Source organism: Chryseolinea soli, from assembly GCF_003589925.1.
Classification (GTDB): domain Bacteria; phylum Bacteroidota; class Bacteroidia; order Cytophagales; family Cyclobacteriaceae; genus Chryseolinea; species Chryseolinea soli.
Window position 1 is genome coordinate 822,423 of sequence record NZ_CP032382.1, and the last position, 19,233, is coordinate 841,655.

The 19,233-nt window shown below is 53.2% G+C and carries 14 protein-coding genes; 1 reads left to right on the forward strand and 13 read right to left on the reverse strand.

Features of this window, described 5'->3' with window-relative positions; translation table 11 throughout:
* Positions 1-12: 12 nt before the first annotated feature.
* The 10 genes from D4L85_RS03340 to D4L85_RS03385 all read right to left on the reverse strand — a co-directional run bounded on the left by D4L85_RS03340 (position 13) and on the right by D4L85_RS03385 (position 14,518).
* Positions 13-1,986, reverse strand: coding sequence for a TonB-dependent receptor plug domain-containing protein (locus D4L85_RS03340; protein ID WP_119752987.1), 1,974 nt, complete (start codon positions 1,984-1,986; stop codon positions 13-15).
* Positions 1,987-2,146: 160 nt separating this feature from the next.
* Positions 2,147-2,488 (reverse strand): winged helix-turn-helix domain-containing protein, encoded by a 342-nt coding sequence (locus D4L85_RS03345; protein ID WP_073137116.1) that lies wholly within the window; start codon positions 2,486-2,488, stop codon positions 2,147-2,149.
* A gap of 211 nt (positions 2,489-2,699) precedes the next feature.
* Entirely contained in the window at positions 2,700-4,934 is a 2,235-nt protein-coding gene (locus D4L85_RS03350) for an FG-GAP-like repeat-containing protein (RefSeq protein ID WP_228450761.1), read from the reverse strand.
* Between the two features lie 275 nt (positions 4,935-5,209).
* On the reverse strand, positions 5,210-5,755 hold the full coding sequence (locus D4L85_RS03355; protein ID WP_119752989.1) for a hypothetical protein: 546 nt from the start codon (positions 5,753-5,755) through the stop codon (positions 5,210-5,212).
* A gap of 157 nt (positions 5,756-5,912) precedes the next feature.
* Positions 5,913-8,708, reverse strand: a complete 2,796-nt coding sequence (locus D4L85_RS03360; RefSeq protein ID WP_119752990.1) for a carboxypeptidase-like regulatory domain-containing protein — start codon at positions 8,706-8,708, stop codon at positions 5,913-5,915.
* A gap of 96 nt (positions 8,709-8,804) precedes the next feature.
* Positions 8,805-10,436: an arylsulfatase gene (locus D4L85_RS03365; RefSeq protein ID WP_119752991.1), complete on the reverse strand. Its 1,632-nt coding sequence runs from the start codon at positions 10,434-10,436 to the stop codon at positions 8,805-8,807.
* A gap of 28 nt (positions 10,437-10,464) precedes the next feature.
* Positions 10,465-11,331, reverse strand: a complete 867-nt coding sequence (locus D4L85_RS03370) for a formylglycine-generating enzyme family protein (RefSeq protein WP_119752992.1) — start codon at positions 11,329-11,331, stop codon at positions 10,465-10,467.
* A gap of 25 nt (positions 11,332-11,356) precedes the next feature.
* On the reverse strand, positions 11,357-12,355 hold the full coding sequence (locus D4L85_RS03375; RefSeq protein WP_160143517.1) for a type 2 periplasmic-binding domain-containing protein: 999 nt from the start codon (positions 12,353-12,355) through the stop codon (positions 11,357-11,359).
* A gap of 68 nt (positions 12,356-12,423) precedes the next feature.
* On the reverse strand, positions 12,424-13,836 hold the full coding sequence (locus D4L85_RS03380) for a sulfatase family protein (protein WP_119752994.1): 1,413 nt from the start codon (positions 13,834-13,836) through the stop codon (positions 12,424-12,426).
* Between the two features lie 313 nt (positions 13,837-14,149).
* Positions 14,150-14,518, reverse strand: coding sequence for a winged helix-turn-helix transcriptional regulator (locus tag D4L85_RS03385; protein WP_119752995.1), 369 nt, complete (start codon positions 14,516-14,518; stop codon positions 14,150-14,152).
* 18 nt (positions 14,519-14,536) lie between these two features.
* On the opposite strand from D4L85_RS03385, the gene D4L85_RS03390 reads away from it, so the two are divergent.
* A complete protein-coding gene (locus D4L85_RS03390) occupies positions 14,537-15,529 on the forward strand; it encodes an NmrA family NAD(P)-binding protein (RefSeq protein WP_228450762.1) in 993 nt (330 codons plus the stop codon).
* Positions 15,530-15,622: 93 nt separating this feature from the next.
* Here the strand turns inward: D4L85_RS03390 and D4L85_RS03395 are convergent, their stop codons facing one another.
* The 3 genes from D4L85_RS03395 to D4L85_RS03405 all read right to left on the reverse strand — a co-directional run bounded on the left by D4L85_RS03395 (position 15,623) and on the right by D4L85_RS03405 (position 19,232).
* Positions 15,623-17,020: a sulfatase family protein gene (locus D4L85_RS03395; RefSeq protein WP_119752997.1), complete on the reverse strand. Its 1,398-nt coding sequence runs from the start codon at positions 17,018-17,020 to the stop codon at positions 15,623-15,625.
* Positions 17,021-17,043: 23 nt separating this feature from the next.
* Positions 17,044-18,687: a sulfatase-like hydrolase/transferase gene (locus tag D4L85_RS03400; protein ID WP_119752998.1), complete on the reverse strand. Its 1,644-nt coding sequence runs from the start codon at positions 18,685-18,687 to the stop codon at positions 17,044-17,046.
* Between the two features lie 65 nt (positions 18,688-18,752).
* Positions 18,753-19,232: a hypothetical protein gene (locus tag D4L85_RS03405; protein ID WP_119752999.1), complete on the reverse strand. Its 480-nt coding sequence runs from the start codon at positions 19,230-19,232 to the stop codon at positions 18,753-18,755.
* Position 19,233: the final 1 nt, after the last annotated feature.

Genomic DNA, 19,233 nt, shown 5'->3' on the forward strand with positions numbered 1-19,233 from the left:
CCCTTTTTTCTTTTAAAAATTGCGGAAGCTCAGGCTAACAAAATAATTACGGCCCGCTTCCGGAAATCCTTCTACCAGCGCATAGTTGGTGTCAAATATGTTGTTTACGCCACCCTCCAGTTGGAGGTTCTTGATGAGCTTCACCGAAGCCTTTGTGTTCACCAGCGTGTAGCCACCGGCCGATGTTCCATAGCTGGTACTATAGCGCTTGCTGTTGCGTTCGGCACTCGCCAGAATATTTACCCGCGACAAGAAACTGTAGTCTACGAATCCAAAAATTTTGTGATCGGGAACGTTTGTGAAAAATATAGCGGGGTTTGTCTCATTTTTCCGGCGCATATAGGTATAGTTGATACCCAGGTTCAGGCCTTTCGCGAGATTATAGTCAGCGTTGGCCTCATAGCCATAGAACAAAGCATCGCCCGCATTTTGAAGCTGGAAGCGTCCCGGCTGCACGTTGTCCACCTGTTGGATGATGTTGGAGATATCGCTGCGGAAGGCGCTGGCGGTGACGACCAGTTTGGTGAAGAATTTTCCGGTGTAGGTGAGGTCGTAGTTAACGGCCACTTCGGCCGACAGATCCGGGTTGGGAATGGCCTGCCCCATGCGATAGGAATAGCGGTCCTTGATGGTGGCAAAGCGCGTCTTGCGCGACACACTTCCCTTCAGGGTATGGTTTGGGTTGACGTCCCAAAAGATCCCCAGTTGGGCATTCACGGCGTTGTTGTTATTGGACGGAAAATCGGAAATTTCTTTCGTGGTGGCGTTGTAGTCCTGCGCTTTGGAACTGTTGCGGGCGTTGTAGCTGATGCCCGGTACGATGGCCACGGTGGGCATGATTTGGTAGGTATTTTCCAGGCCGATGGAAAGCGTGTTGTCGATGAACGTTCGCTGTGGTTCACCCAGGTTGTTCTCGCGGTGAATGTCCCGCTTATACTGAACACCCAATCTCAACGTGTTTTTGCTGATCACGTGCGATTCCAATTCCGCGCTTCCGCCCACGGTGTAGTCATCGTAGTAGCTTTGAAAGGCGTAGCCTTTGGTCATCGTGGAGTAGGTGGCGTCGTCGTAGCTGAACAGTTCGTTCACAAAGGTGTCGTAGTACCAGCGGGTCTTCAACTTATTTTTTGTGCCGAGCGCGGTGTTGGTAATAAAATACAGGCTTTGTTTATCCCACTTGGGCCACTGCCAGAAACGCGTTTGCATTTTCGGATCGGTGCCGGTGTAGGGTGGTGTTCCTTTCTCCCCGTGTTGGGTGACATAGCCCACCACATATTCGTCGGTGGCGTTGGGGGTGAAGCCTGCTTTCACGCTGAACTTGATGTCGTCGCGATAGGAGTTCCCGCGTTCGCCGCCGTCTTCGTTGGGCATGGCGGTGAAGTCTTTCGAGAGGGGAAAGTAGTTCTGTTTCAATTGCGACAAGCCCAATTGAAAATAGTATTTACCCAGGTTCGAGCCGGCATTCACATTCCACCGGAATCCTTCGCCGCTGAAGGCGCCGACCCGTGCGCCCAGCTCAAATTTTTGCTGCGGCTTGCGCGACACCAGGTTGATGGCGCCGCCCATGGTGTTGGCCCCATATAAGATAGAGGAAAATCCCTTTGAGACATTCACCTGCGCCAAATCTACCGAAGTGAAGCGGCCCATATCCACATAGCCATCGTAAGGAACATACACCGGCACGCCGTCGATGAACACGGGCACCTGGCGCAGGTCGAAGCCGCGTACGTAGACCACCGACTCGTTACGCGGACCCACGTTGGCCAGTGTGACGCCCGACAAGATGTTCAGCGTATTGGAAACATCGGTCCGGTTGAATTTTTCAATTTTCTTGAACGACAGCGCATTGGCGGTGTCGATGGGCGATCCGACCACCAGCACTTCCCCTAACGTGAACACACGGTCGCGTTGGGCGAGGCTGTCGGGCACTTGGGCAAAAACGGCAAAGGATGTGAAGAGCGCAATGGGGAGTAAAAGTCTTTTCATGGTTTCGATTTTTCGATATATACGGTCATATATATCGAAAGATACGCATTTTGCTATGTTCGACGCCGATGGGGCGATCAGATTATGGTGGGAGAATCGTGTACCGGACCAAATTACCGGCTATGCCTGCAAACGGCGGACTTCACCTGACGAAAAAAAGTCAGATGTGTTTCAGAATGGCCACATCTTTTTCGACGATCTTATTCAGTTTGGCTGCCAGGCGCCGGTAGTGGGCGACCACGGTTTTGCCGGCCTTGGTGAGCGAGGCCCCTCCACCTTTTTCGCCACCTTTGCGGGATTCTACGTAAGGGCTTTTGCCACGGGCGTTCAGATCATCGACCATGTCCCAGGCTTTTTTGTAGGACATGCCCATTTGTTTTGCCGCCTTTGCAATGGAGCCTTCCTGTTCGATATGCTCCAATAATTCGGCGGGGCCCGGACCAAAGAATTTTACGCCATCGATCTCAATCCAACAGCGGAAACGTATTTCTTTCTTTTTCATCCTGCAAAATACAAAAACAACGGCAGGAGGGGAATCGCTAGATCTGAAGCATTTTGTCTTCCCCCCTGCGTGAGGGATGGAAGCGGCAGCCCGGAGCAGCGTGGGCTGGTGTGGTGGGGCGAGGACTATAGCGGACAGCCCGACCCGACGAAGGAGGGGCACGCCCAAGTCATCAAGCATGCCACCTCCTTATCGGTGTTGAGCCAACGGATTATGGCTTATTGTATGCCAGTGGCAAACACAACTTGTCGGGCAAGGACCAGATCAACAACTTGAGGTCGACCTTTTTCAGTTGGTCGTCGCCTTCGGTGATCTTGAAGAACTGGTTGACGCCTACGTTTTTGAAAACCTGCACGGTGTTGCTGCCGTGCCATTTAATTTCGATCTCATCGATGCTGGTGGCCTGGCCTACACCGATCTCGCGTCGCAACGGTGAGCAACCGAAGCTGCCTCCGGAATTTACGTCGCGGTACACACTGCGTTTTTTACCGTTCTCGGTGAAAGTGATCTTGATGCTGGTGCCGATGGCCGCGCGGTTGGCTTTGGTGCCTTCCAGTTGCAGGGAGATCCAACGGTTGTTGCTTTGACCTGGGTTGAGGAAGAAAGCATTTTGGTATGCATCGCCGGTAAAGGCGCCGCCCATTTCAATATAGATGTCCTCATCGCCATCGTTGTCCATGTCGGCAAAAGAAACGCCGTGGCCTTTTTGAAGATGGCCTACGCGGGCTGACGCTGTGACATCGGCGAATTTTTCTCCTCCCAGATTCTTAAACATTTTGTTGGGAACAAGGGATTTGTAATCCGGATTGCCCGAGCCCAGGTACATGTCGAGCCAACCGTCGTTGTCGATGTCGCCGAAGTTGGCGCCCATGGCAAAGGTTACCTTGTTCAGGCCGAGGCTGTCGGCCATGTTGGTGAATGTGCCGTTGTGATTATTGTGGTATAACAACATTTTTTGCGGACTGCCCTCGGGGACGTGAAGTTTTTCTGCTGCAGCATAGTAGGCCAACGAATGCCGGAACGTGTAGTCGCAAGCGAAGATGTCGAGCCAGCCGTCGTTGTCGTAGTCGAAGAACCAGGTGGGGAACGTGTTGCCGCGTTCATGATCCAAGCCTGCCACGTGGGTGGCATCTGCAAAGGCGATCTCCTTGCCTTGCTGCGGCCCCATGTTCTTTAGCAGAACGCGTTGGCCGTTCATGGTCGAGAGAAAAAGATCCTTCCATCCGTCGTGATCATAGTCGCCCGAGGTCACGCCTTTCACATACAACTCGATGTCGCACATGGCGGCTCTGGCTACCTCGCGGAATGTACCGTCCTGGTTGTTGATGTACAGCTCGCACGGGTGACCTTTTTCAAATTGCGCGACAGCCGTTTCGTTACCAATGAACAAGTCCACCCAACCATCGTTGTTGAAGTCGTTCCAGGTACCCGTTTGTGTGGGGTGAAACGACAAGAGGCCGGCTTCCGTGGTTACATCGGTGAAGGTGCCGTTGCCATTGTTGCGCAGCAGGGAGTTGGGTTCTTCACCGAATTGTTTTTTCCAGGCGCCGCGCAGCACGAGCACATCTTTGAAGCCGTCGTTGTTGTAGTCGGCTTGTATCATGTTCAAGCCGCCGGTGATGCCCTTGAGGCCCACCTTGTCGGAGAGGTCGGTGAACGTTCCGTCGGCATTGTTCTTGAAATAGTGCATCGCTTCTTCGGTGCCCATGCCGGAGGTGAGCAGGTCGAGATAGCCGTCGTTGTCAAAGTCTTCCACGACGGCTCCGCCGGCCATGTTCTTCACGTCGAGTTTCAGGTCGGCGGCGATGTCGTCGAAGGGTCTTACTTTCACGGTCGTGTCGCCTTCCATATTGGGGATCAGGAATTTTTCCGGCACACCGGATGGGTATTTTCCCAGCGTCATGTAGGCCAGGTTCAATAACCAACGCGACTCCATGTCGTTGGGATGTTTCTCCAGCAGGCGCTGATAAATTTCAATGGCCTTCCGCGAACCCGCGGGGTCGTCGTGGATGCCCATGCCCTTCACGGGCATGATGCACGATTCGGAAGCGTGGTTGGAAATGCAATTCGCTCTTTCGCCTTGACGCAAATAGGCCACGGCCAAATCCTTCCAAGCCAGTTCCACCTGAAGTTCAGGATCGTCATTCACGACGCCTTCGAGCAGTTCGACGGCTTTATCTTCTTCGCCCAACTCCAGATAGATGTTGGCTTTTAAATATTGGCAATAGCGGATTTGACTGGGTGTGCTGTGCGGCAGGGACAGCAGGGAGTCCATATAGGGTAAGCCCGCCGCAGGGTAGAACTGGTTGGCGGGTTTATAAGAGGCTTTGTGCACGCGATCCAGGATGGTCACCATTTCGTCGTGGCACGCATCTTTCTTTGCGCACGACACCACGTTCAGGATCGCCATCACGGAGAGTAGTAATACAGGTAAATTTCGTTTCATAGTTTGGGTTTGTTCCAGGTACGCGAGGGTTAACGATCAAAGGATCACCCGGCTTTCAGGTTCACATCAACCCAAACCAACGTGACAGGAGAAGCCTGTTGTTATGCCGGGGTTGATGGGGGGAAACGCAAAAAGACGGATGGATCTATCCGATCAGGAGAAGCTTGCATGCCCATGCGCCGGGTGTTTTTATCTTAAACAAAAACACGACGCTGTGCACGCCCTTCCTTTTTAGAACGGACAGTTTCTAATTCCACAAAGAGAATTTGTGAAGGTTATCCTCGCTCGGGCGGATGGATGATGGAGGAATAATGATCGGAGGTCGGCAAAATAACGGGTGTGGCTTTCACCACATTGTGTGCCCAACCTGGAGACACGGAGTGAATGGCGAACGTTTGGGCCACATAATCTTTGATGAGCGTGGGCAATATCTTGGAACTGCCATGCTGTGTGTTCGTCGGTTTTCCCGTGAAGGTCTTTACAAAGCTGGCGAGGGTTTCCTGTATGGATTTGCGTTGCTGATCTTTCACACACACCATGAAAAGCGTGTCGCGCGAATAGCGCTGTTTCACCAGGCGGTAAAATTCTCCGCCGCGCTCAAAGGTCCCGTCCACGCGCTCGAAGCGGCTGGCGTCGGCCATATAGGGAATGGCAATGGGAATTTTGATGAGGATGGTTTCGGATGGCGTGTATTCCCCGGCATCCAGCATTTCGATCATGGCCCGTTCGTGCTGGTAGGTAAGCCCCCAAAACAGGCCGTAGTATCCGATCACATGAATGAGGATGAGGATGGAGAATACTATCGAGAAGAGTCTTTTCACGCAGGTCCGGGCAATAGATAATAAAAGTACTGGAAAACGGGAAACATTCAAAACGCCTACCACAAGCGTTGCCCCCCTACCCCCCATCCGCGGGAGTTCGCTGGCCAGAACCGCGAAAAAGGGCTGGTTTAGGTTGAGACTGGGGGTACGTGCTACCCTACCGGTCTTTGATGGTGACGGTCTTCTCCCCGCGCACAGGCACACCTTCGGCCGTAAATCCTTCTGCCACGATGCGATAGCGAGTGGGTAGATCGGCGGCAAAGAACGTGATCGTGGCCTGGTTATGTTCGTCGATAGTCACCAACGGTTTCCAGTAGAGCGTGGCCCTATAGTCTGGAACGCCTTGAACGTCGCCGCCAACGTAATGATCGGGAGCCGTAAAGTTTCGGGGTGAGGCATAGCCGTGTAGATTCAACGTGACCAATTTTTCTTCCTTGTAAAGCGGAGCACGCGTTTTGCCTTTTATCTTATACGTATTGCGCGTATAAATAGCAATCACCCCATTTCCCCCGCGGGCACCATAAGCCGCGCCGTTGCCAAACTTGATGACATCGATGCGGTCTACCTCGTTGGGGTTGAGTTGCGATATCCGGTCGGCCGTGCCCCCACCGCTGGCGTTGACGACAAGACCATCGATGAGCACTACGGGTTCTTTCGCTTCAGGCGATCCTTGCAACGTCGACGTTCCACCAAAAGCAATATACTTCTTGGGATCCCCATCGGGCCCTAGAAAAGCGATGATGTGCAAACCGGGCACCTTGCTTTGCAAGGCCATGAGCATGTCGGTGAGTCCGGTGGATCTGAAAAATTCTCCGTCCACGGAAACATCGGCAAAGCCCAATTTGGTCGGCGCAATGTCGGCGATGCGTGTGCTGGTCACCACCACTTCTTTCAACACCCGCGTTTGTTTGTTCGTGGCGCGATCGCGCAAACGCGTGGCCGTCTCCCGGTAGGCATCAACGCCGAGCGTATCGGACGGTGTAGGCGGCGCGGAAACCACCAACGTGTCCACTATTACTTTTCCCCCGCGGCCTCCTCCGGCTGTTTTCGGATGGACGGAAATTTTCGCGGTGTCGTAGAGCAGTAAGTCCGGTACATAAAAATTTCCAAGTTCGTCGGTCTTGACCGTGAACACGTCTCGGGATGCTTTTTGTGTGAAGACCAGCAAGCCCGCTTCCGCTTTGCCGCGATTCGTGGTGAAGCGTCCTTTTATATCGATGCCATATTGAATGGGATACATGGTCTTTCGTTCGAGCGTATCAGGCATGACCACATCGGGCATGTGGGCCGCCAGAATGGTGGTCTCATTCGTCGCCGGCACGGCCTGGTCCAGGTCGGTGACGGACACCGACAACCCTGTGGCCAGGCGCAGTTCGGATGGCGTGATCCTTAACGTCACCGTGATTTTATCTCGCATATGATACTCGTCCCGATCGGTTTGTATGATCACGTTCGTGGTATCCATCGGCAACTCCGTCTTCGGGTAGTGCACCCATTCCTGCTCGTCGAGGATGCGGATGGGTTTTACAAAAACAAATTGTTTGTCGAAATTCAGCATCCACCGCGTGTAGGCCCGCAGCTGGTAGTTTCCCTTCTTCAACGTGCGTGGAAGTTCGAGTTGGCCGGCACCTCCATCACGCGAAAGCGGAAAGATCCGGGTCATGACACTCTTGCCCGTGGGGTCGACCAGGTCGGTATACAAAACCCGGCTCAGGGAATCGCGCATGGGTGGCGAGTAGTATTGCATGTGCGCACTGAACCACATCGTTTCACCGGGATAATAATACGACCGGTCGGTATGCAAGTAGGGCATCTCGGCGAGCACGGCGAGCCGGCCCACGACGTTAGGCAAGATCTTTTTATAGTGCTCGGTGGTTTTCTCGGGTTTATAATCAGCGGGCAACGTTTGGGCCACACGGGCATTGCTCATCTCGCCCAACACCGTGAGTCTTGATGGGTTCGACACCGTGCCGTCTGCATTAACTTCCAACGATCCGCCCTTCACTTCTATCCAACTCACCGGATAAGGAATGTCGCGATACACTCTGGCCACGGCGGGTTTGTGCGTGTAGTGGATCTCGAGACGGGGCGGCAGTTTCACGATGTACCATCCCGGCGTTTTGCTGGGCTTAACAATGCTGTCGGTCTTGAAAATATTGACCAGCCAATCCACGTTGCCCATAAAGTTTGCATTTCGTGCGTCGGTTGCCTTGGAGTTGTCCAGGAAGAGGTTGAAGTCTTCCTCTCTCGCCTTCCCGGCAACAAGCGACGCCAAGAGATGACGCACCGATCCCTTGTAGACGGCATCGCGATTCTTTTTCCAGCGCTTCATCAGCAACGAGTCCACCGTTTCGATCTCAGTGTAACGCACATAGCCGGCAATGACATACTGTTTGGGACTCACGGCAAAATTCCGGAGGTCGTAGGTGAGCATGTAGCCGAGGTTCAGATTCTCGATCTGGAGAGGGACCGGACAGGAGGCGTTGAGCATGCCGTTCTTCCCTTCGGAAAACTCCAGGTACCAGGGGTTCAATATTTTGGTTTGAGATACCTGACGCCCCGTGCCGAGGAATAATTTTGTGAACTTGGCCAATTGCTTTGGCCACTCCGTGTCTTTTGTTGTGTTCACCTCAACCGCTTTTAGCACGGCAGCCGCTAACGAGAACCGCATATACTGAAGTGCACCTTCGGTCACGTGCACAAAAGTTTGATGGGGCTTGTAGCCTACAAACGACACCACTACCTCATGGTCGCCCGGCTCCAACGGCAGTACGAATTCTCCGTTGACGTCCGTGTAGGTGCCTATCGTGGTTTGGTTGATGTATACACTGGAAAAAGGAAGGGGTTCTTTCGTTTCTCCGTCGATCACCTTCCCGCGGATACCGCTGGTCTGGGCATGTGCAAGGCCAGCAAAAAGGAAGCAGCAGACGGTTCCGAAGAAGACGCGACGCATAGGGTTGAGGGTTATCGGTATGGAAATATACTGAAAATACCGATCGCACCTCACCTTCAAGCGCCGCGACGTTATGTCATCTGCAGGCCGTTGCCTTTAATTCCCTCGCGCCCGGGAGGGTGCGCTTTGACCTGGGATGTTCATGGGTTGTGCGGGTTTTATCTTATCATAGTCCACCACACCCGTTCGTTCCACCCACTGGAAATATTCCACCGACAGTTCGTTGACCACCGCCGGAAATTTCGCGGCCACATCGGTGGTTTCCCCACGGTCGGTTTCCAGGTCGTAGAGTTCCCAGGTGTAGCTGGGAAAAGTAGACACCAGTTTCCATTTTCCTTTGTGAACGGCGCGGTTGCCGGCGCGCTCCCAGAAGAGGGGCTCACCGCGATTCACTTCCGTGGCTTGTCCAAACAAAACCGGCGTCAGGCTTTTGCCGACCAACGCGTTGGATTTTACATTGTGATAGTTGGCGGGATAGGCTGCCTTCGCCAATTCATAAAAGGTTGGCGCGATGTCGATGAGGTGTCCGGTGCCTTTCACCAACGTGCCGGCTTTGATTTTTTTCGGATACCAGGCAATGAACGGCGAGCTGATGCCCCCTTCGTGCATGTTGTTCTTGTAGTGACGCAGCGGTGTGTTGCTGACATTGGCCCAGGGTTGCTCCTGGTAGTCGTATGAACCGGGTGTGCCGATCGGGCCTGAGTTGCGCGTTGGCTTGCGGGCGTTGCTGGCATAACCGCCTTGTGCGCCGTTATCGGAAATGAAAACGATGAGGGTATTGTCGTCTTTTTTCAGTTCCTTCAATTTGTTCAGCAACCGCGCGATGCTTTGGTCTACGCGGTCGAGCATCGCCGCATAAACTTCCATCTTGGCTTTCCAAAGTTGTTTCTGATCGTAGGTAAGATTGTCCCACACGGGCACATCCGGATCGCGGTCGGCCACGCGTTGGCCTGCGGGCAAAATGCCCAGTTCGCGTTGACGCGTGATGCGCTGTTGCCGCAAGGAGTCCCATCCGATGTCATACCGGCCTTTGTACTTCGCGATGTCTTCCGGCAATGCCTGGAGTGGCCAGTGTGGCGCGTTGAAGGCCACGTATAAAAAGAACGGTTTGTTCAGTTTATTTTGTTCGGTTAAAAATTCGAGCGCGTTGTCGGTGATCGTATTGGTGAGGTATTCACCGGGCTTCAACTTTTCCTTCTTATTGTTCTTGACCAACACCACCGGGTCGGCCTTTCCATAGGTGCCAATATCAAAATAGTCACTGGCGCCGGGAATGAATCCGTAGAACTGATCGAAGCCGCGTTGGTTCGGCCACGCCAGGCTGTCCTTGCCCAAATGCGACTTGCCCGACATCAATGTGCTGTAGCCGCTGGCCTTCAGCACTTCCGCCAGGGTGAGCGACTCTTTATTGAGAAAACCCTGATAGGCCGGCAACCCAAGATTCACATCGAAATAACCCATGCCCGCACGGTGAGGGTATTGGCCCGTGAGCAAAGAAGCCCGCGTCGGCGCACAAATGGAGTTGTTATAAAATTCTCGAAAACGAATGCCCTCCGCCGCCAGCTTGTCCAGTGTGGGAGTTTGTATTTCCGATCCGTATGCGCCGATATCGGAATAGCCCATGTCGTCCACCATGATAAGGATCAGGTTGGGCGGTTGGGTTTTCTGTGCGTGTGCAAAAGCGCAGGACAATAGAATGAAAAGGGAGGCGGCAAAGCGTTTGTTCATAGTGGGTTTCAAAAAAGAGCGTTAATGATCAGATATCCTTCGCGCATCGAAAGCCGATGTGCACCATAGACGATTCGGGCGTTGACGATGACCGTCCCGTTACCTGGAAGCCATGACATACCATGGGATCGCACAGGAAAGAACCTCCGCGTGTGACCTTGCGCAGGGCCGGATCCATTTCGGCGTCGCGTCCCTGAGGCTGAATGTCATCGGAGCACCATTGCCAAACGTTGCCCCCCATGTCCGTGAGGCCGATCTTGTTTGCGCCAAATGCGCCTACCGGTGACGTTGTGGCATAGCCGTCTTCCACGGTGTTGTAGGCGGGGAAGCTGCCTTGCCAGGTGTTGGCTTTGTATTTGCCGGCCACCACAAGATCTTGTCCCCAGGTGTATTGCTGCCGCGAGTTCTCACCGTTCTTGGCCGCGTGCTCCCACTCCCATTGGGTGGGGAGCCGTTTGCCTTTCCACCGGGCGTAGGCTACGGCGTCGTTCCAGGAGACCTGTGTCACGGGATGATTGGGTTGTGCCTTGGATTTGTCTCTTCCAAAGGGATAGTGATAGTCGGCGCCATCGATCAGTGTCCAGCCATGGGCAGCGGCATCGAAGACACCGCCATTGCCAAATCGCTGCGCTTCCGTTACGTAGTGCGTGGCCTTCACGAATTCGTCGAACTGCGCAACGGTCACCAGGTTTTTATCCAGCAGGAAAGATTTGATCTTCACTTCTTTGTTGGCTTTGGTGACCGGGTCGGTGGTGTAGAGCGTTCCGCCTTTTACAAGGGCCATATCTTTTGTTTCAAGCCGTGTGAAGGCAAAGAAAAGAACGGAGCCGGCCAGGATTGCCACCGACAAAAGGGCCACGTTTGGCTGCTTATGCTTCTTGAATGAAAGATTCATGCGTGTCTGACTAAGATAATCAATTTTAAGGGTTGTTGCTGGCCGTCTTGGAAGTGCGCCGTGTCTTCATCAGGTTGTCAGCGCCTTCGCACGAAGAAGCCGACAGCGTCTTGAAGGTCGCGCCGGCAAGCGCGCGTTGTGCCTGGAGCGTTTGGTCATCGAACGAGAGAAAGCCCAGTGCGTGGCTGAATTGCTGACCTTGGGTGAGCGCCCAGTGCAGGAAAATTCCCGCGGCCACGTTGGATGAGTTTTTGTTGAACAGGAAGTTTACATTTTCGGTCACAAATTTATCGTTGTTGGTTTTCTCAACATAGGCGATCACTTCGTCCAGCGAGCCATACACTTGTTCTTCTTTGTCGACTTTACCATTCTCGTTCAAATCCAGGGGAATGACCGCCAGGCCTTCCACGACCTTGCGGGTGTTCACATCATAGATGAAGCCGAGGTTGTTGAACGAGATGCCGTTCACATCCGCCTTCACCGCCTTGGCCAGGTCCTGGTCGTCGCCTTTCACGCCGACACCTTGAATGGTCTTGGGGTCGTGATCGAAATGGGCGGCAAACGTTTTTGCAGCGCAGGCAGGTTTTTCGCGTGTGTACAGCGTGATGGGCGAAGGATTTTGTGACGACGCAAAGAACGTTGGCGTTTCCGGGGTGAAGTACAGTTTCCTGAAATCGGCCTCACTAAATCCGCGCGCCTGCAGTTGCGCAAGATCGGCGCGTTTGCTGTTGGCTACCGGCAGTTGTACGTAGCGCGTAAACGCTACACCGCCACGGGTCTCTGTCAGCTCTTTGTCGGTTAATGCGTAGGCAGCAATCGAAAAGTCGATGCTGTCGGCCGGCGCAGAGGGGGCAATGGAGACCTGGATGTTGGGATACACTTTTTTAAATTCCGCTATCCATGTATTGATCAACGGATAGGCCAGGCGCGTGCCGCGAATTTTCACGATGCCGCTTTCTTTTTGTTGCCCAAAGGCAAACGAAATGCTCATGAGGAGCAAGAGCAGGATTCCGTATTTTTTCATATTGACTTTGATTAAGGGTTTATATTTCTTTTGATTGATGTTCATGTTAAGGCTCCGGTACGCATTCATTATTTAAAAGTATAGGCATCTGCCTTTGCTTTGAGTTGCCGCACAATGTCGGGATGTTCGGACGCCACGTCGTGCTGTTCGGCGGGATCGGTTTCCAGGTCGAACAACAAACCCGCTACGGCTGGTGTACCCGTCTTCACACCCGGAAAACGGTTTGCTTTGGGTTGCTCAAACGGTGCCAGGATGGTCACGCCATCGGGAAGCCGCGGATCGACCCAATTTTCATCGGATGGCAACTGCGCCGACTCCGGCGACAATACGTGGAGCTTCCACTTGCCGCTCCGGACGGTTTGCAGTTTGTCGTTGTAAAAAGAGAACAACGCTTCGTGTGGCGATTTTGCAGAAGAGGTGAACAAGCTGAAAATGTCGCGACCATCCAACACATGATCTTTCGGAAGACTCAGCCCCGCTGCTTTCACGAGCGTGGGAAAGAGATCAATCACCCCGGCGGCTTCGGCGCTCACATGTCCCGGCGCAATGTGGCCCTTCCATTTCACCAACAAGGGGACGCGTATGCCTCCCTCCCAGTTCTGCGATTTCATGCCGCGCAGTCCGCCCGTGGAGCCTCCAAACCAGGGGCCGTTGTCGGAGAGAAAGATGACGATCGTGTTTTCTTCCAGGTGCGCTTCCGCGAGCTTCTTCAGGACCTCTCCTACCGACCAATCCAGTTCGCGCATGGCGTCGGCATACACGTCATCTTTGGTTTGCGGTGTATAGAATTCTTCCGAAGGACTCAACGGCTTGTGAGGCATCGCCTGGGGAAGATACAGGAAGAAGGGTTTGTCTTTGTGCTGATCGATGAACGACAAAGCGGCCTGCGTGTAGCGTTTGGTGAGCGTGGTTTGAACGACGGGATATTCGACAACCTTGTCGTTTTCCATGAGCAGCACCGGTCGCATATCGTTGGAGTAGGGAATACCAAAATATTCATCGAAGCCATGCCGCGTGGGAAAGAACCGGGGTTTATGGCCGAGGTGCCATTTGCCGATGATCTTGGTGGCGTATCTCGAGGTCTTGAAGACTTCGCTCAACAACAATTGATCATCGCCAATGCCGATGTCGTCGCCGCCGCGGAAGGTCTGAAAGCTGCTGTTTACTTTCTCAGGATTGGGATTGAGAATAAGGCCGTGACGCAACGGATACCGGCCCGTGAGCAGGGACGCTCGCGTCGGCGCGCAATAAGGCGTGGGTGTATAGAAGTGTGTGAGCTTGGCGCCCTCGGCGGCCAGCTTGTCGATGTTGGGTGTTTGCCATCCCGGGGAGCCAAAGGATGACAAATCACCGTATCCGAGGTCATCGGCCAGGATGAGCACGACGTTGGGACGGCGTGTAGCCCCCACGGATTGGGCTTGGCTGGCGATGCCCGCGGTTTCGAGGACAACGATCAACAGAAAATACAGATGCAATTTCATCAAAAGGCGATTTCAAAATGTGGTGGAGATAGATCAGGATGCGTGTTTGGCGCAGGGAAAGCGTCAACAACAACATCCCGGGGCGGGGGCATGTCGTGGCGCTGCCGAAAGGTTTATCGCAGCGACAATGGATATACGCGTGATGATTTCCACCATGTGAAGGAATGTTGAGTGACAGGCAAACTGCCCGGAAATCGCTCCCGGAGCAGGCGGAGATCAATCTGGTGGCATTGATCTCTACTAATCCTATAGACAAAAATAGCAATGTATTGCCTATAAGCAATAGCCTCGAAAAGGAATTATTTTTTTGGCGCTAGACGGGGATGGCGGGACTCGCTTTTTGGGATGCTGCGCCCGTTCCTTCCGATGCATATTCGAAGCCCCAGTCTTTCAACGCGGTCAGCACCGGGATCAGGGCCTTTCCTTTGGGCGTGAGAAAGTATTCCACATGTGGCGGGATCTCGGCATAGACGACGCGTTCGAGGATACCATCCCGTTCCAGCTCGCGAAGCTGTGTCGTCAGCATTTGGCGGCTGATGTGTTTCAGAATCATGCCCAGCTTTCCGAAGCGGTTAATGTCGTTGTTGATGAGGTGGATGATGAGGATTTTCCATTTCCCCCCGATCACGGCCATGGTTGACACAACCGGGCAGTGTTCAACATCGTCTAAACTTATTTTCATAATGCTTTCATTTTCAGCTTGAGTAAGAAAAAACTGACTACATCCGTTTTTGATACCTACTTACATTTTAAAGACCGAAGCGGTACTCTTGCCTTACAATTTTCACCCAAAAAAAATTCTGTCATGAAAAAATATGTTATCACCGGATCCCTGGGCCACATCAACAAACCGCTTGTCGCCGGATTGATCCAAGCCAAGAAGGACGTAACCGTCATCACCCGCGACGCGGGTAAGGTCAAAGAAATTGAAGCGTTAGGGGCAAAAGCGCTGGTAGGGTCCGTCTCGGACCAGGCTTTTGTCAATCGTGCCTTTCGTGGCGCTGAGGTGGTCTACGCTATGATCCCTCCCCTCTGGCAAACCGACAACTGGCGGCAAGCCCAAGACGAAGTGGGTCATGCGTATGCGGATTCTATCAAAACGAATCGCGTTCCCTTTGTTGTGAATCTCAGCAGCGTTGGCGCACATTTAAGCGAAGGGTGTGGTCCGGTCAATGCGCTGCACGCGTTCGAAGCATCACTCAACCGCATCGACGGTCTGCATGTAAAACATCTGCGACCCGTTTCGTTCTACTACAATCTTTTAAACCAAATCGGCATGATCAAGGCGGCGGGCATTATGGGAAATAACTACGGTGGTCAAAAGATCGCCATGGTCCATACGAATGATATTGCCGAAGTTGCACTGGAAGAGTTGACACAACTTCAGTTCACCGCTCATTCGGTACGCTACATTGTGAGCGATCTGCGTACGGGCGACGAGATCGCGCAGGTGTTGGGGGAAGCCACTGGCAAGAAATTTCCTTGGGTTGTTTTTTCCGACGAAGATCATTTGAAAGGGCTTTTGCAGGCCGGTATTCCGGCTAGCCACGCTATTCCTTTTGTCGAGATGGGCACCGCGCTCCGGACCGGAAGGATGCAGGAAGATTTATTGAAACATCTTCCCGCTCTTGCACCGACCAAACTTGAGCAATTTGCCAAGGAATTCGCGGCCGCCTTTGCGGCCAGCAATTAACAGCCAGCACAAGTCTGCATATTCAAACCGCCTTTCTATTCTCCGGACAAAGAGAAACGAAAGGCGGTCTATCTGCAATCAGTCACTCACTCCTCATTTGCTCCCTTGGCGTTGCTTTCGTTTCGCAATGTGACTGTCGTCTGATGGCATACGCTGCACCAACGGCGGCGGTGTTTTCCCAAGCTTGTTTGTCGCCGCTTCCAGCGCTTTTAGCAAACCGGGCACAACATCATGTTTTTCTTTTAAGACGTTTTGTTGCTCACCCACGTCGGTCCTCAGATTGAAGAGCAGCGTATCGTGAGCATTATCGGCCGTGACGGGTTGGTTTGGAGGGGCTGTCGCCGGAAAAATGATTTTCCAGTCGCCCTTGCGAAACGCTTCGATCTTGCCGTTGTAGTAGTAGATGAACTCGTCGCCTTTGCGTTTGGCCTTACCGGTGAGCACAGCGGAGATGTCTTCGCCGTCGATTGGATTTTTAAATTTGTAATCCGCAGCGCCCGACAATTTTACGAACGTGGGAAAAATATCGAACATAAGCGCCAGGTCATTGTTCTCCGTTCCGGGCTTGATCGTTCCCGGCCAATAGAAAATCGCCGGCACACGCTGACCTCCTTCAAACGTAGTGCCCTTCCCATTGCGCAAAGGTTTGGCCGAGCCGCCCTCTATATCAAAGATCAACCAAGGCCCGTTGTCGCTGGTAAAAACCACGAGGGTGTTCTCCGCTAGGCCGGCCGTGTTCAACGCTTTCACCACCTCCCCTACGCTCCAATCGATCTCCTCGATCACATCCCCATACAATCCGCGCTTCGACTTGCCCTCGAATGCGGGCGAAGCATACAGGGGCACGTGTGGCATCGAGTGTGCCAGGTAGAGAAAGAAAGGACCGTCCTTATGTTTGTTGATGAACTTGACCGACTCCTCGGTATAGGTTTTTGTGGTATAGTGCTGATCGACCGAAAAATTCTCAACCGTGTTGCCGCGCAGGTACACCACACCTTGCATGTCGTTGCTATACGGTATGCCGAAGTATTCGTCGAAGCCTTGTTGCAGCGGCAGGTATTCGCGGTGATGGCCCAGGTGCCACTTACCGATGGCACCCGTGGCATAACCTTGTGTCTTCAATGCTTCCGCGATGGTAACCTCATCCGGCGAAAGCCCGGTGAAGCTTTCGGGAAAGAAAACGTGATCGATCCCCAACCGCTTTGGGTAACGGCCGGTCAGCAAACCGGCACGCGTCGGGCTGCATACCGGCGAGGGCGTGTAGAAGGACGTGAACTTGAGTCCACCCGAAGCCAGCTTGTCGATGTTGGGTGTACGGATGTCGGTGGCGCCATACGGGCCAACGTCATTGTAGCCCATGTCGTCGCAGAGGATGAAGACGAAGTTTGTTTTTTTGGAGGCTGATTTCGGTTGGGCGCCGGTGCTGATCGCATGGGCCAATGACGCCAGCAGTAATGCGCCAATAACTATTTTTCGGGAGCGGGATTTCATTTCTTTTCGGTGGTTTATCAAAGCTACAAAGTAAAACGGTCTTCCTGACCATCAAATTCGTTTACAAAAAATCCATTGCTGGGCCAAAGCGGTTGCACGAGCTGCTTTTCCCAGCCGGCCAGGGCGTACTCCAATTCCTTTACTTTTGCGGGATTCGCGCCGGCCACATTATTGTGCTCGGATTTATCCGTGGCCAGGTTATACAGCGCCGTGATGTTGTCCTTGTTGTTGATCACCAGTTTCCAGTCGCCTTTGCGCACGGCCTTGTTAAATCCGGCGCGCCAGAACAGCGCTTCGTGCGGAGCAGTCGAATCGGCTTGCGTGAGGTAAGGAATGATATTTACGCCGTCATACGCACGACCGGGCGGGAGTTCGGCACGCGCTGCTGCCGCGGACGTAGCAAAGATATCCAGCGACGAAACCGGCTTGTCATAAACCCGGCCCGCGGGCAAGTGGCCTTTCCACCGCACGATAAAAGGAACGTTGATACCTCCCTCGTATAGCGACATTTTTCCGCCTTTCAGCGGCGCATTGTCGGTGGCGCCGGTATAGGTTGCTCCGCCGTTGTCGCTGATGAAAAATATCAATGTATTTTCCTCAAGCCCTGAAGCTTTTATTTTCTTCAGGATCGCACCGATCGCGTTGTCCAGATTTTCGATCATGGCATAGTACACAGCCTTCCGGCGATCGATCCCTTGCGCTTCCAGTTTATCTACATCATTTTTTGGTGCCTGGAAAGGCGTGTGCGGGGCATTGAACGGAACATAGAGAAAAAAGGGATTGTCTTTCTTCTGATCGATGAAGTTTATGGCCTCGCCGGCGATCTTGTAGGTGAGAAATTCTTTCTCGTCCAGGATCTCGTTGTTGCGCCGGATCAATGCATTTCCCACGCGTCCGAACTCCCAAACGTGCGAGTCCATGATGCCGCGATTTCGCACGTTCACGAAGGCGCGGTCCGTCGTATCGGCATACCAGGAAAATGCCTCATAAAATCCATAATGATAATCGAAACCCCGGTTCAGTGGCTGGAAACTTTCGGCGGAACCCAGGTGCCATTTCCCAATGATGCCGGTAGCGTAGCCGTTGTGTTTCAACAAGTCGGCCAGCGTGATCTCTTGCAGCGGCAGCCCTTGTTTCGCGATGCTTTCGGATGTCGGTGTTTTTGTCAGGTCGGCAAACTCGAGTTGCTGCCGGTCGATGAACGTGTTGGCCAGTGCGCGCTCCAGGTAATTGCGCATGTACCGGTTCACGGGCTGCGTCTCATGACCAAAGCGTTGCTGGTAGCGACCGGTCAACAGTCCGGCCCGCGACGGACTGCAAATGGAAGCGGTCACATAACCCTCCGTGAACTTCACTCCCGTCGCCGCCAGGCTGTCGAGGTAAGGTGTCTTCACCGGGGTAGTTCCGTAGAGCGGGAGGTCTGTTTTCCCCAGGTCGTCGGCCACCAAAACGATGATGTTGGGTGGGCGTTCTGCAGCATCGCGAACCACCGGCGCGGATAAAAATTGTTTTTTTTGCTCCATGCCTTTTTCGTCGAAAACAATATCCCAGTCATGCGATGCATAAGGCCTGAGCACAATGGAAAACACGATCGCCAAGGGAACGGCAAGGGCAAGAAAAATGTAGAGTACTCTTTTCCAGCGCGGCGGCGATTGGGTTGTGGTCATAGAAAATTATACGAATACGTTGTGCGTTATGGTTCTCATGGGATCATTTATCTTTTTAACAAGCATCATTCGGCATAGCTGGAGCGCATCTTCACGCCCCAGCGTCCGTTTTCTTTCGTGAGTATGTAGAGCGATTCGTAGACACCCAGTTTGGTGCCATCGGCTTTGTAGCGGCTGAAGCGCGTGTCCACGTGCACTTTGGTGTCGGATGCCTGAACGATATTCCGGTGATCCCAGGCGCTGTGATCCCACCCGCCTTTTTGCAGCGGGACAAACACACTGACCGAATCGCGTAGCCCCGCCTTCTCCAGCACGTTCATTTTGCCGCTGGCCAGCCGGTAGTGTGGAAACTGATACGTGGCTTCCCACGCACTCAAGTTCTTCGCATTGAAAGTGTTCATGTAGTCGTCTAACACCTTATACACTTCCGCTTTCACCTTGGCGTCGATCTCATGCGATCCGCGTTCATTTCCCTCGGCGATCCCGAAAGCCGTGATCGCAACACATCCGAAGAGCACAGCTACATACAGCACATTCTTCTTCATA